At 38.7% G+C, this 13,934-nt stretch carries 17 protein-coding genes; 1 reads left to right on the top strand and 16 read right to left on the bottom strand.

Translation table 11 applies throughout. From position 1 onward, the window contains the following. Positions 1 to 37 precede the first annotated feature (37 nt). On the top strand, positions 38 to 1,297 hold the full coding sequence (locus tag GUA46_RS12910; protein ID WP_108244143.1) for a cysteate-C-fatty acyltransferase: 1,260 nt from the start codon (positions 38 to 40) through the stop codon (positions 1,295 to 1,297). Between the two features lie 31 nt (positions 1,298 to 1,328). Here the strand turns inward: GUA46_RS12910 and GUA46_RS12905 are convergent, their stop codons facing one another. The 16 genes from GUA46_RS12905 to GUA46_RS12830 form a co-directional block, all read right to left on the bottom strand. Beyond that, the gene (locus GUA46_RS12905; RefSeq protein ID WP_176620846.1) at positions 1,329 to 2,153 is read right to left on the bottom strand and encodes a hypothetical protein; all 825 of its coding nucleotides are present in this window, start codon (positions 2,151 to 2,153) and stop codon (positions 1,329 to 1,331) included. A 91-nt stretch (positions 2,154 to 2,244) separates the two neighbouring features. Then, the gene (locus GUA46_RS12900; protein WP_176620845.1) at positions 2,245 to 3,537 is read right to left on the bottom strand and encodes a M20 metallopeptidase family protein; all 1,293 of its coding nucleotides are present in this window, start codon (positions 3,535 to 3,537) and stop codon (positions 2,245 to 2,247) included. 78 nt (positions 3,538 to 3,615) lie between these two features. Further along, a complete protein-coding gene (locus tag GUA46_RS12895) occupies positions 3,616 to 4,206 on the bottom strand; it encodes a Crp/Fnr family transcriptional regulator (RefSeq protein ID WP_176620844.1) in 591 nt (196 codons plus the stop codon). 39 nt (positions 4,207 to 4,245) lie between these two features. Beyond that, positions 4,246 to 4,917, bottom strand: coding sequence for a hypothetical protein (locus tag GUA46_RS12890; protein ID WP_176620843.1), 672 nt, complete (start codon positions 4,915 to 4,917; stop codon positions 4,246 to 4,248). Continuing rightward, positions 4,918 to 5,286, bottom strand: coding sequence for a DUF2200 domain-containing protein (locus GUA46_RS12885; RefSeq protein ID WP_108244138.1), 369 nt, complete (start codon positions 5,284 to 5,286; stop codon positions 4,918 to 4,920). It abuts the gene before it with no gap. A gap of 1 nt (position 5,287) precedes the next feature. Then, positions 5,288 to 5,680: a DUF1801 domain-containing protein gene (locus GUA46_RS12880; protein WP_176620842.1), complete on the bottom strand. Its 393-nt coding sequence runs from the start codon at positions 5,678 to 5,680 to the stop codon at positions 5,288 to 5,290. A gap of 16 nt (positions 5,681 to 5,696) precedes the next feature. After that, entirely contained in the window at positions 5,697 to 6,074 is a 378-nt protein-coding gene (locus tag GUA46_RS12875; RefSeq protein WP_108244136.1) for a nuclear transport factor 2-like protein, read from the bottom strand. Between the two features lie 109 nt (positions 6,075 to 6,183). After that, the gene (locus GUA46_RS12870) at positions 6,184 to 6,867 is read right to left on the bottom strand and encodes an aspartate/glutamate racemase family protein (protein WP_176620841.1); all 684 of its coding nucleotides are present in this window, start codon (positions 6,865 to 6,867) and stop codon (positions 6,184 to 6,186) included. A gap of 49 nt (positions 6,868 to 6,916) precedes the next feature. Further along, complete coding sequence (locus tag GUA46_RS12865; RefSeq protein WP_176620840.1) at positions 6,917 to 8,032, bottom strand: FG-GAP repeat domain-containing protein; 1,116 nt, start codon at positions 8,030 to 8,032, stop codon at positions 6,917 to 6,919. 126 nt (positions 8,033 to 8,158) lie between these two features. After that, positions 8,159 to 9,157: an aldo/keto reductase gene (locus GUA46_RS12860; RefSeq protein ID WP_176620839.1), complete on the bottom strand. Its 999-nt coding sequence runs from the start codon at positions 9,155 to 9,157 to the stop codon at positions 8,159 to 8,161. A 22-nt stretch (positions 9,158 to 9,179) separates the two neighbouring features. After that, the gene (locus GUA46_RS12855; RefSeq protein WP_176620838.1) at positions 9,180 to 10,373 is read right to left on the bottom strand and encodes an MFS transporter; all 1,194 of its coding nucleotides are present in this window, start codon (positions 10,371 to 10,373) and stop codon (positions 9,180 to 9,182) included. A gap of 74 nt (positions 10,374 to 10,447) precedes the next feature. Further along, a complete protein-coding gene (locus GUA46_RS12850) occupies positions 10,448 to 11,023 on the bottom strand; it encodes a Crp/Fnr family transcriptional regulator (RefSeq protein ID WP_176620837.1) in 576 nt (191 codons plus the stop codon). A 153-nt stretch (positions 11,024 to 11,176) separates the two neighbouring features. Next, on the bottom strand, positions 11,177 to 11,587 hold the full coding sequence (locus GUA46_RS12845; protein WP_176620836.1) for an SRPBCC family protein: 411 nt from the start codon (positions 11,585 to 11,587) through the stop codon (positions 11,177 to 11,179). A gap of 129 nt (positions 11,588 to 11,716) precedes the next feature. Then, positions 11,717 to 12,760 (bottom strand): serine hydrolase domain-containing protein, encoded by a 1,044-nt coding sequence (locus tag GUA46_RS12840; protein WP_176620835.1) that lies wholly within the window; start codon positions 12,758 to 12,760, stop codon positions 11,717 to 11,719. 150 nt (positions 12,761 to 12,910) lie between these two features. Beyond that, on the bottom strand, positions 12,911 to 13,216 hold the full coding sequence (locus tag GUA46_RS12835) for an antibiotic biosynthesis monooxygenase (RefSeq protein ID WP_176620834.1): 306 nt from the start codon (positions 13,214 to 13,216) through the stop codon (positions 12,911 to 12,913). Positions 13,217 to 13,296: 80 nt separating this feature from the next. Then, complete coding sequence (locus GUA46_RS12830; RefSeq protein WP_229418507.1) at positions 13,297 to 13,722, bottom strand: VOC family protein; 426 nt, start codon at positions 13,720 to 13,722, stop codon at positions 13,297 to 13,299. Positions 13,723 to 13,934 lie beyond the last annotated feature (212 nt).

Here is a 13,934-nt window from a genome sequence, read left to right as displayed (position 1 = left end):
AATATATACTTTTGCAGATGAATTAATATTAAGGTAGATGAGAGATTTATTCGATAGAATCATTGAGAACAAAGGACCTTTAGGAAAATGGGCTTCACAAGCAGAAGGCTATTTTGTTTTCCCCAAACTGGAAGGACCCATTTCCAACAGAATGAAGTTTCAAGGTAAGGACGTGATAACGTGGAGTATCAATGACTATCTCGGCCTGGCCAATCTACCTGAAATCAAAAAAGTGGATGGGGAAGCTGCCATGGAGCATGGAGCTGCCTACCCAATGGGTGCCCGAATGATGAGTGGTCACACCGATCTACACGAACAATTACAGAACGAATTGGCCGAATTCGTCAACAAAGATGCCGCTTACTTATTGAATTTTGGCTACCAAGGTTTTATGTCGGTAATCGACGCTTTGGTCTCCAAGGATGATATTATTGTTTATGACGTGGATTGCCACGCTTGTATTATAGATGGTGTTCGTTTGCATATGGGCAAGCGTTTCACCTTTAAGCACAACGACCCCGACAGTTTGGAGAAAAACTTGGAGCGTGCTACCAAATTGGCCAACGAAACCGGAGGTGGAATCTTGGTGATTTCCGAAGGTGTGTTCGGTATGCGTGGAGAGCAAGGAATTTTGAAAGAAATCGTTGCCCTAAAGAAAAAGTTCCAATTTAGGTTGTTGGTAGATGACGCCCACGGATTTGGAACCCTTGGTAAAACTGGAGCAGGAGCAGGAGAGGAGCAAGGTGTTCAGGATGAAATCGATGTATACTTGGCCACTTTTGCCAAGTCTATGGCCAGTATCGGAGCTTTTGTGGCAGCAGATAAAGAAATCATTGAGTATTTAAAGTACAACCTAAGGTCTCAAATGTTCGCCAAATCGTTGCCTATGCTATACGTGAAGGGAGCATTGAAAAGACTGGATATGTTGCGTACCATGCCGGAACTTAAAGCTAAGCTTTGGGAAAACGTAAACGCTCTTCAAAATGGATTGAAAGAAAGAGGTTTTGATATTGGTACCACCACCAGTTGTGTAACTCCAGTTTACTTGAACGGAAGTATTCCAGAAGCAATGGCCTTAGTGAAGGATTTGCGTGAAAACCATGGAATTTTCTGTTCTATAGTGGTATATCCAGTAATTCCGAAAGGTTTGATTTTACTCCGTTTGATTCCAACGGCAACCCACACTATGAAGGATATCGAGGAAACGCTTGATGCTTTCTCTTCAATTAGGGAGCGTTTACAGAACGGAACTTACAAAAGACTTTCAGCAGCTGTAGCTGCGGCAATGGGCGAATAATTGTCCCATACTACAATATTTCTAATATATTTTAATTGCAGCGGACTTTGTTCCGCTGCAATGCGTATTGGGTGTTACCGCGTTGCCATCTTCCTTGCCGGACTTCGTTTTCGTTAAAAGGATTTAAGCTGGTATCACCATTATAATATTGCAGATAAATTGCGGGCTGACCTTGGTATGATACCAGTTGCCAAGTTCCTGAACTGCTTTCGCCGGAAACTCCTTGGGAATTTCCGCCATAATCACCTTCCACAATGAATGAACCATCCATGTTCATGGAAAAAGTGCCATTGTCACAAAAATTTACATAGGTAATGGAACTGGCCATGCTATCGTTTACATTGGAGGTTCGCTGATAAAACACTAACTGACTTCCAGAAATTATGTTCAGTAAACCTTGATTGTCCAATTCTGGATATTGGTCATTTACAATCTCAGTTGGTGACATTTCATTTAATTGAGTGTTGATAGTATTAACAGGCTTACTGTTGTCCTTCATGTAAGATGTCAAATCAAAACCACCTAGATTGTGTAGGTCCGAATATTTATAAAATGGCCCGTTATATCCAGTTGCGCGGACTTTCATCTTGGTTCCGGTCAATGTGGCCTCGAAACCCATGGGCCCTTCCAATCCATATATTTCACCATTTAATTTATTGAACGACCCTGTAGCCCTAATGGCAAAGCTGGCACCTACTGCAGCAAGCAAACCATGGTACTCATCACCAACACGTTTAAACTGAATTGAAATGCTATTTGACCCATTAACGAAAGTCCCGACGAAATCTGAACTTTGTCCAAAACAACTAAATATCGATAGCATTGTAACGGTTAAGGTCAGCGTAAACTTTTTCATAGCTAGTGGGTTGATACATTAAATCTATCAAAAAGAGGGCTGACCCACAATATTATTAGATGTCTGGCACTATTTGAGGCAACATTTAGGTTTATGGATTCAATCTTTCAATAATCAAGGACGAAAAAAGATTGACACCGGTCTTGATACAGCTCTCATCAACGGCAAAATTCGGTGAGTGTGTTTGGGCTATAATCCCTTTTTCATAATTGGAGCCACCCATAAAAAAGTATACACTTGGTACTTTGGGTTGAAAAAATGCAAAGTCATCACTACGACCGTCAGCTACAACCCCATGTAAACGAAGTACTCTGTTCTCCCCGTAGATATCCGACAATTGTTCCAAACTCTCATTGACCAATCTTTCATTGTTGTCAAGGGTAGGGAAGACGTTTACAAGTTCGGCGGTACTAAAATCTTCCGCAAATTCAGAATCCGCTATCTTCTTTTTTAGAGAAGGAATGGCGGCATCTCGTTGTTTTTTGTCACTGAAACTTATAAAACCACTGATTTTTACACCATTATTGGCTTCCTTAATTGAAAAATTATTTTTGTCTACCGTAGTATAATTTTTGTAAATAGACTTTGTTCCAGCGATTCCTATTTCTGGGTCGCCCATGTTCTGCATGTTCCAGAATTTGCTTTCGGGAGAGACATTTTCAAGGGATAGGATTGCCTGTTTTGCAAATTCGTACAACGCATCCTTATTATTACCTTTCTTAAAAAAAAGGTCCACTTTTTTGTAATCTGAAAACATTTCTTCAGGTTTAGCGGCAATAGTGCCTGCGGGGAATGGCGTAACGTGCATGGCGTACATTTCCTCGGGCTGAATCATATCGAACAAGCCATCGTCCATCATTGCCAGAGCCCCTTTTATGTTCTCTTCGGATGGCTGAAATACAAAATATATTGTTCCCTCTAAATCCTCTTTTTGCTGTACCAAAGTATTTGCAATGCCAAGAGCTACCGCAGTGTGTACATCGTGACCACAAATGTGCCTTACTCCTTCATGTTTTGATGGAAAGTCAACTACGTCGGGAGCTTTGGATGGCATTGCATCAATATCGGCCCGCCAGGCAATCTTTTTACCAGGTTTTACGCCTTTTAATATGCCAACAACGCCATAACCGCCAATTCCTGTTTTTACCTCCAGTCCAAGTTCCGTTAAGTATGCGGCTATTTTTGTCGATGTTCTTTTTTCCTCTCCACCTACTTCAGGGTACATGTGCAGGTCCCTTCTTATTTTGACCAAACTATCAAAAATCTGTTCGGTATGTTGTTGAATTTCCGTATGGATATTTTTAGTGGTATTTTGACCTAAAGTGGAAATGGTTACCAAAAGGAAAAAGAATATAGTTAATGTGTTAGATGGTGTCTTCAGCATGATTATTAATTTTGTTTTGTTTGATGCAACAAAGATGCAGACCAATATTTGGTGCTACCTGACACATATGTGACAATCTTATTTTTTTGCGATTTTACTTCGTATTCTGCTCAAGGATTGTCTTTCAATACCCAAATAGGAAGACAAATGCGTTAGGCTTATGCGGTTGATCAACCCAGGGTTGTCTTTTATAAAGTTTAAATAGCGCTGTTCAGCAGTATCAAAAAGGAAGCTTTCCACTCGGTCCGTTTGAATTGTCAGCACCTTTTCGGCAATAAGCCGCCCATACCTTTCGTGGCTTTTGAAGTTGGTATACCCCACTTGGATATCATCATAGGCAAGTTCTATTATAATGCAGGGTTCCAGACATTCCATATAATATTTACTGGGACGTTGCTGTATAAAGGCCGGATAGTCAGTGGCATATTCATTTTCTTTCACAAACCCTGTGGTAATGGTCTTTCCTTTTTCGTTAATGTAGTATCGCCTTAACAATCCCTTGCAAACGAACCCCATTTTTATTTGAATTTCCCCGCTCTCAAAAAAGAAATCCTTTTTCGCATACTCCTTTATAGACAGTTGTGAGCGAAAGAGCGTTAGTTCTTCGGAGGATAAGTTTACAAATGATTGGAGGTAGTCTTCGAGGTATTGTTGATAGGATTTTTCCAAGGATTAAATAGGCTTATATTTAAGTGTTTTTGGGATTGCTCAGAACCCTGTTTCACTTTTCAACTTTTTATTCAAGGTAACTAAAAAATCTTTTTTTTGCCCAATATCTTTAAGGTTTGCCTCGAACGTTATGGTCCTGTTTATTTTGGGGAACGATAGTCTTCCTTTAGCAATGGAGTAGGTGACCAGTACATTTAAATAATTGTAAGTGAAAATAAATTTTTGGATGTAGTCTGTAGGCACTACTTCGAAACCTACTCGCTGTGCTGTTCTTTTATTGATGATATAGCTTGTTCCCTGCAGCTTGGTAGTTGACCCCATGTCAGTGTTGTTAATAAGATTAAGCAATCCCTCAACATATTGCTGAATAATAAAGGTTCTCCGCTGATTCCCGTTCATTTTTTTATCTATTACAAAGACATAGTCGAACAATGTGCCTCCATGAATTTTGATAACACCGTCTTTAGGTTTTTCCGAGAGCATCAATAATGAATGATAACGAAGTTTACCGCTTTTTTTCATGGACGGGACATCAATGAAAGGAGCTACCAGCGTGAGCACTCCCAAAATGACGATAATACCAAAAAAATAAAATTGGGAAACCCAAGCCAACCAACAGGATAGAATTATGACAAACAGGGCCAACAGAAGAATCCAAATCAGGATTCGGCTTTGCTCTTTTTTGGTTTTGCTGTAGAATCTATGCGTCAATTAATTACCTGTCCTAAGAATTTTTTCCATCTTTTTACCCTTGGCGAGCTCATCTACCAATTTATCCAAATATCTAACTTGCCTAGTGATGGGGTTTTCAATTTCCTCAATGCGATAGCCGCAAATCACACCTTTTATCAGTTCTGCATTAGGGTTCAATTCCGCTAAATTAAAAAAGGTTTCAAATGTGGCCTTTTCAGCAATCAGTTCTTCCATTTTTTTCTTGTCAAAACCAGTTAACCATGTTATTACTTCGTCGAGCTCTTCTACGGTTCTTCCTTTCTTTACGACCTTGGTAACATAGTGCGGATATACCGATGCAAAAGTCAGTTTTGCCACTCGCTGATCATGTTCCGGTGTTGTTTTCATATTACTTAAGTCTTTCCAATTTTCCTTTTCGTTTCACAATATTTTTGTAATCCCATTGTACTTCCTCGGATTTCGATAACCAACGTTTAAGGTCTTCAGTATTGACTTCTGCAGCATCATTATAGAAAATGGAGGCATCCTTGAATTTTTTCCCCCGAACAGACAATTCATCTTCGTTAAAGTCAGCCCCGCTCCAAAACATTAAACGTATTCCTTTTTTCTGTTTGCTATAACCCGCTATAGGGTTCCCCTCCAAGAACCAGACGGGATGGCCGTGCCAAATTTTATTTTCGGTATGGGGAAGTTCACGGTCAATAGTGGCTTGGAGTAGGTCGCAAATATCTTTTTCCGAAGGATTTAGCCCATTGTTATATGCTTGGATTTCTTCTTTCATAAGCATGGTGGTATAATTAAACCTGTATTACGTATGAAGTTATGGATTTTATTTTGGCGCCTTTGGCCCCTTTGAAGACATAAAAATCTGAGAAGGCATATTTTTGGTTGTTCTCTGTGGTAATAATTCCATTTACGGCCCCTTCTTTACCGTGGGACATTACTTGATGAAGAATTAATTCAGAAGTTTTCTCTTCTTTCATTTTTTCCAGTTCAAAGATAAACTGTTGTTGACCTTCAATTTTTTTATCTCCAATTATGTTCCAAACAATATCCTCCGTTACGCTCTTTTCAAGAAACGCTACATCCCCTTTGGCAAATGCAATATTGAAATTTTTTAAAAACTCCATTTTTGGGGAATTTCCACAATTGGGGGTCGATACAATTTTTGTCATACTATCGGTTTGGGCTTTTCGCGGAGGTTCAGGTCCTCATAAGTTGTTGGATTAAAGTTAACAAGAAAGTTGCAATGGATGATAACCCATGTTTTCAGCGCAGAGGCTTTTACTTATCCAGTGCAAAATTTACAATGCGTTCAACGTGGATTTTTGTTGTGTCGAATACAGGGAATTCAAAATCGGTTTGTCCGATTAGCATAGGTATCTCTGTGCATCCCAAAATAAGTCCTTCAGCTCCTCTTTCTCTCAATTCATTGGTATACCGCACAAATTTTTGTTTGGATGTTTTACTTATAATTCCTTTTCCAAGTTCATTTTTTACAATATCCTGTATATCTTCAATATCCTTTTTTTCTGATGGAACTATAGCTTCAATATGATATTCCCTCAGTTTATTTCGGTAAAAATCCATTTCCATTGTAAATTTTGTACCTAATAATCCAACCTTTAGTAGTTTATGTCGTCGTATTTCTTCTGCTGTGGCAGATGCTATATGAACAATTGGAATTCCGAGTGTTGATTGGATTTCGTCAGCAAACAAATGAGCCGTATTGGCACATAGCACAATAAAATCTACATTGTTTGATTTTAAACTCTTGCAAGCATTAAGGATCAAATCGTAAGAATTTGTCCATCCTCTATCTTGTATATCAGAAAAATTCAGGGAATATAGTATGCATTCAGCAGAGTTTAGTCCTCCTAATTTTTCGTTGATGCTTTGGTTTATATATTTATAATAGTCCAACGTGGAAGTCCAACTCATCCCACCAACCAATCCTATTTTTTTCATTTCAGTACCGTTCTGTTCTTTATTTTTTTTCTAAACATTGTGCCCAAAGCTATTTTTTTAGTGTTCTATAGTATAAGTTCCAAGTTCCGGAATTCGATTCTACAATGTCTGGAAAACCATCGCCGTTCAAATCCCCTGTTTCTATGTTATAGGTATCGTCCATTAAATCTTCCCTCAAACCAATTTCTTTAAACGTTCCATTTTTTTGTCCTAAATAAACATAGTTTCTTTCTTCCGAGTTTCCCTCAATGATGTCCAAATATCCATCTTGATTTAAATCAGATATCTTAATCGAGGAAGTATTACGTTCTGATTTAAAATCAAAAACGCGATTGAAAGCCAAGCTTTCATCACCGAAGTAAATACTGTTCTTAGAACCTAAGTTTCCAGTTACAATATCCAAGAATCCATCTTTATCAAAATCCCCAATATCGATTGAACGAGTTTGATCCTCTTCATTGCCAAATGCTATGATTTTTATAAAATTCTGTTTCCCGTCATTTATATAAACTCGATTTTTGCTCTGTCTTTCCGCTGTTATCAAGTCCAAAAAGCCATCTTTATTAATGTCAACCGCTTTAGTTTGTATTGTCTGGTCGGATTTATTCCCGAAAGCGATTGTATTTTCAAAATTTCCCTTTCCATCATTTAAGCAAATTTCGTTTTCAGCTTTTCGATTCGATAGGATTAAGTCAAAATCTCCATCATTGTCAATATCTACTATTTCAAGATTTCTCGAAGCCGATATTGAACCAAAAGAGGTTGCATGATCAAAGTTTTGATTGGGCGAACCAAAATAAATTTTATTGGGAATGTTGTCATTGGCGACAGCAATGTCCATAAACCCATCATTGTTGAAGTCGGCACTTTTGATGGCATAGGAAGCATCAAGAAATTTTCCGATGGGTTGAGCTACTTTAAAGCCTCCTTTACCATCATTGTAATAAATATAATTCTGTTCTGCCCAATGTCTACCATTTGCAACGAGTGCATCCAAATCCCCATCTTTGTCAATGTCAAATAAGGTTATTGATGCGGTTCGGTTTGATTGTGTTCCTATTGAAAAGAATCCGTCAGCATTGAAGAACGTTGTTTCTTGAGCCGATCCGTTTATTGTTATTGTGAGCAGAATAAGGAATGTTAGTGGTATTCTCTTTTTTTTCATAATCATGGGTAACCCTATCACGTATTGGTCGTAGCTGATTTTACACGCAAATATTTAGGTTTTAAAGATATGAAAAAGCCAAAGAGAAGGATTTGTTCCTATGGCTTAAAGCTAAACGTCACTTTTTTACCTCTCTCCGACCCAATGTGGATAAATTGGTGTTTGCTCTGAAATGTTGTTGAGTAGGTCTAGGTGTTCTTTGGAGAGGCTCCATCCAACAGAATCGATGTTCGAGAGCAGTTGTTTTTCATTTCTCGCCCCGATGACGATATTGGAAACCGTTTTGTTTTGAAGTAACCAGTTAATGGCGATCTGTGGAATGGATTTTCCAATTTCGTTACTGATTTTTTCCAAAACATCTACCACATTCAGAAGAAATTCGTTTTCGACCGGTGGTGCGCCAATATCTCCGCCCGATTTTATTCTACCGCCCTTCATTTCCATTCCTCTTTTTATTTTTCCCGTCAATCGTCCCCAACCCAAAGGACTCCAAACCATCAGCCCCATTTTTTGGTCTTCCAAAAGAGGCATCAGTTCCTGTTCGTAATCACGACCAATTAGAGAATAGTAGCCTTGATAAACAATATATTTTTCCAAATTGAGCTTTTCCGAAATTGATAATGATTTCATCAGCTGCCAAGAAGCAAAATTTGAACAGCCGATATATCGTACCTTGCCACTTTTTATCATATTATCAAGTGTGCGTAAGGTTTCTTCAATTGGTGTATTTTGGTCAAAACCGTGCATTAGATACAAATCGATATAATCGGTATCCAATCGTCTTAAGCTGTCCTCGAGCGCATTCATCAAGTGGAATCTTGACGACCCTCTTTCGTTGGGATGTTCTCCCATTTGGAATGTGGCTTTGGTAGAAATGATGCTTTTCTCCCTTTTTCCTTTTAACGCTTTTCCCAAAACAATTTCCGAATCACCTATTGAATAGACATTTGCTGTGTCAAAAAAATTAACACCCCTTTCAAGGCAAATGTCAGTAAGCCGTGTGGCTTCGCTTACATCAGTTTGCCCCCAACGTTGGAAAAATTCATTGGTTCCGCCAAAAGTGCCTGTTCCAAGGCTCAACACAGGTACTTTTAAGCCTGATTTTCCTAAATTTCTGTATTCCATTTTATCTGTTTTTATATTAAAATTATTTTTCTCTTTTTATACTGATGATGGTCATTATGATAGCGATTACCAAGAAGGTCGCACTCATCAATGTGATTGAGGATAATCCCAATGCGGTTGAGATGAGCGTTCCACCAATGGCAGAACCCAATGCGATACCAATATTGAAGGCGGAAATATTCAAGACTGAAGAAACGTCTTCGGTGCCCGGTAGATATTTTTCTGAAAGTTGGATGAGATACAACTGCATCCCGGGAACGGTTGCAAAGCCAATAAAACCCATTGCTGCGACCAAAAGGAGAGCAGGAATTTTATAAGGCAATAAGGTAAACATCACTCCAAACGTAATCAATAGTATTGTGAACAAGAGAAGGAGTTTTTGGGCCGGGTTTTTATTGGAGAACTTTCCACCCAGAAGGTTTCCAAATGCTACGGCAATCCCATAAAGTAACAATATTAGGGTAATTTGATTTTCCGAAAACCCTGAAATGGTTCCCAATAAAGGTGATAAATAGGTAAATGTTCCAAAAATTGCCGCAAACGAGAATAGTGTGATGGAAAAACCCAGTAGCATTGACTTGTTTCCCAAGACCTTAAATTGGTCTTTAAGCCGAATGGGATCGCTCTGTTTCATACCATTTGGTAACCAAAGCTGGTTTGCCAACAAACAAATAAATCCTATGGCGGCGATTCCACCAAAGGTATATCGCCATCCAAATTGCTGACCAATGTATGTTCCCAAAGGAACACCGGTTACCATACCAACGGTTAAGCCTGTGAACATAACCGCAATTGCTGAAGCTCTTTTTTCTTTGGAAACCATACTACTGGCAATATTCGCTCCAATGCCCATAAATACTCCATGTGCAACGCCCGACATAACTCTTGCAATAACCAAAAGGATAAAATTGAATGAAACGGAGGCTAAACCATTACTGACCACAAAGAGCAGTACTATGGAAAAAAGTAATTTTTTGCGGTCCACTTGATTGGTAAACACGGTAACAATAGGTCCGCCTATTGCTACACCAATGGCATAGGAAGTTACCAGCCAACCTGCCGAGGCTACACTTATTGAAAATTCTTTGGCAATGGTGGGCAAGAGGCCGATCATAACCACCTCGGTGGTTCCGATGGCAAAGACACTCAGTGTCAACGCCCAAATGGCAATGGGCATTCGGCTCTGTTCTGCAGCTAATGCACTGTTATTTTTCATACGACAAAGTTCCGATGGGTATGGCAGGCCCAACAGGACATTTGTCAAAGATTTGGTGTGAGAAATGTCACATTCTACGCTTCGGTTTTCGAGAGGCGGCTCAATGTTTCTCGGGTAACGCCAAGGTAGGAAGCTATCATTGCTTTAGGAACCCTCTGAATCAAACCTGGATATAAAGTAATGAGGTTATGGTACCGGTCGTTGGCGTTACTGCTTAAAAAGCAGAGGATTCGTTTTTGAAGGGCAATGTAGCCATTGGTCGTTTTTTTGAGGAAAAAGTCTCGCATTTTGGGGAGTTCGCTGCTCAATTTTTCTTTGTTCTCCAACGTAAGTGAAAGTGTTTCGGTATCTTCAAGGCAGTCAACGATCAGTGTCGATTTGGTTTTGTGGTGAAATGCTTCGGCATCCGTAATCCACCAATTTTCCATTCCAAATTGTAAGATATGTTCCTTTCCATCAAAGTCAAGTCTTGAAACCCTCATTAATCCTTTAACCACGAAAAACTCAAAATGGGCATAGTCGCCCTCGTGCAAAACTATTTGATGTTTTTTGAACGATTTTTTTTGAAAATGCTCCAGTACAAAGTCAAATTCTGTATCGTTCAGTTTTACAATTTCTTCTATTTGTTTTCTTAAAGGATGCTCGTTCATTATTTTGATCGCGGATTCTTAGGGTTGCATACAATGGTCTTCCAACGGACCTGGTTGTGATAACATGGTGGCTGGTGGGCCTTGGCTGCAGTACAAAATTAGTATTGTTGTTTAATTGAGGGCAGGAAGGGCAATGAATTATATTTACATTTCTTATTCGGATTCAACGTATTTTTTAAAATTCCCTAGTATAGCTTGCCAGCCTGCACGCTGCTGTTCGTCAGAATTCGTTCCCTCTGTATCAAAGGTTTCACTGACTTGAATTTCATTTCCGTTTTGAGTGAATTCAATGTCAACTTTTCGTCCGTCCGACATCTTATATGAAATCAATTCTTTTTCAACGATTTGGTTATATGTTCCCTCAAAATCAAATCCCATACTACCATCTTTAGCTTCCATTCGCCACGAAAATTTTTCATTCGGTCGAAGATTGTTCTCAACTTTTGGACAACACCATTCGTCCGTTGCAAAATTCCAGTTCTTAATATGCTCCGGAGCTGTCCAATAATTCCAAACTTTGTCAATGTTAGCTTTAACAGAAACTTTGACCGCTATTCTATTCATATTTCTTCACGTATTTGTTGTCTTAAAAGTAGGGAATTTAGTTTAAGGCAGGAGGGAAGTAATGAATTATAGCCAGTGTGGCGTGAGTGTTAGGAGACGCAAATTTATAAGGATAACGTGATTTAATTTTTAAAAACGTTCTAAGATTTGATTGCCTGAATCTTCAAGAAATACAGAAATTGCTTTCATGGCAAGCCCTCTTCCGTTATCCCCATTGGTCATAACTATTAAACCCCTATTTGATTTTGGTAGAATAACCACTAAGGAGTTCACCCCTTGATCACTGCCTGCATTGAATAGGGCATATTCATCATTAGGTAGGTCTTGAAATACAATCCACCCCAACCCAAAATCAATACCTTCCCGAACTTTTGAGTGGGGTCGTCCCATTTCTTCAAACAGAGAACCGTTAAGGTAAGATTCGTTAAGCAATGATTTTGTCAGTTTGATAAAATCCGACAAATCAGTCAGTAAATTATCTGCTGCATTGGCTTTATATGATTTTTCATAATCATAAGCTTGGCCTTCGTTGTTGTGAGAGCCTGCAAAATCAAGGTTTTCCATTTTTTTATTCCAGACTAAAGTGCTGTTTTCCATTCCGATGGGTTTAAAAACAAGCGTGTCTACCAGCTCTTCAAATGAGGTCTCAAATTTATGTTCCAAGGCTCTTCGCAAGTATTCAAACCCTTCTCCAGAATACTGGAATTTCTCTCCGGGTTCAAAGTCAAAGGATAATTTTTCGTCTTCATACATGTACCTCCAGTTTTTGAACCCACTTCTGTGGCTTAGAATAGTTCGTGGAGTCAACTTTTGATGTCTTACATCATTTTGGATATCCGGGTCAATCCAAAATTTGTATAAGGGTTCATCTAAATCCATTTGCTTCTGCTCTGCAAGTTTTAAAACCGCTAAAGTGGTGATTGTCTTGGTTAGCGATGCCACATCAAAAATGGTGGAAGATGTAATCTCATTGCCCTGGGCGTCCACTCCCTTGAGAACGGTTTGGACCACTTTACCATTCTCAATTTGTGCAATGGCTATTCCGGGTACTTTTGTCTCTTCCAACCACGTGTTGACTTCTTGTTCAATCTCTTTATGGGATGGTTCTGTTTTTTGAGCCATTAGGTTGCTAAAAAACAATACTAGGGTACAGGTAATGTAAATAGATTTCATTTTACTTCTTCTAAATGAATTGACGGTTTGCTTTAAGACGAAGCAAACCTGAAGTTGTTACATTAGAAGGGGCGGTAGCAAATCCGAGTGGTTTGGATCATAGTTCAATGCTCCGTATTTGAGGTTATATATTGTTGAGTGTACTGTTTCTTAATATTCAAAAGTTTCATAGTGAGCTACCTTCTCCTCAAACTCTAAAAGATATTTTTTGTCCTCCTCGTAATACCTTGCTTTTTCGAAATCATCTCCGGCAAATTTTTTTATACTTTCATATGAGTCCCATTCGGTTACAGTCAGAAAGTGACACTTATCTCTATCTATTCGCCTCAATATTTTTGCAGATAAATTTCCGTCCACGTTCCTATAATCGGAAAGCCCAGTTTCTTCCACGTACTTTAAATATTCATCGGCATATTCCGAATTGGTTATTCCGTGCCAAATTCGCGTAATTTTCATTTTTTACATTCTTGTTTGGTTAATAAACATTCCGCATAGCGGTCGCTGATATGATTTTGTTTTTGGTTAAACCGTTATTTTTATCTCTTTTGCAGATTGAAAACTGTTCCTGCCGGGTCTTGAATCCAGTGCATATCTTCTGGAAGCTCTTCAAGTTCATCACAGGTTTCTACTCCTTTCGATTTTAAATAGCTTGTGGCTTGTTCTACATTCGGTACTGTAAGTTGTAACCAAGTTTCCGAATGTGTATAATTATCCACACAGTCTAACCAAATTACATTATTTCCAAATTTCACTTCATGGGTTTTTGATACAGTTGGATTGGTAATTGGTCTTTCTTCCACATCCAACTTTAAGATATCTCTGTAAAAGGCAACCGTTTTCTCATATTTACTTTTGGGAATCTTTATTGCTATGTTAATTCCTGCTTCAAATTGTGCATTCATAATGATTCTTTTGGTTTTTGTTGATAGTAATTTTAAATGACCGAGAACGGTTTCGGTCATGAGTAGTGAGTCGTTTAGCGCTTAACTTAGCAAGTACATACTAAACTGAAAATCCGTGAAGATTTTCAGAAGTAGGCGAGAACAAGCAATTACTTATAGCCATCTTAAGTTTGATTCTGATTAAATTATAGTCATAAATCAGAAAGAACAAAAGAGAGGAACAAGGTCAATATAGCCATGGGAAGTTTCGATTCCGTCAACATTGATGACCC

Source organism: Flagellimonas chongwuensis (genome assembly GCF_013376415.1).
Classification (GTDB): Bacteria; Bacteroidota; Bacteroidia; order Flavobacteriales; family Flavobacteriaceae; genus Flagellimonas; species Flagellimonas chongwuensis.
The sequence above is the reverse complement of the archived record's forward strand: the minus strand, read 5'-3'. Positions and strand labels throughout refer to the sequence as shown.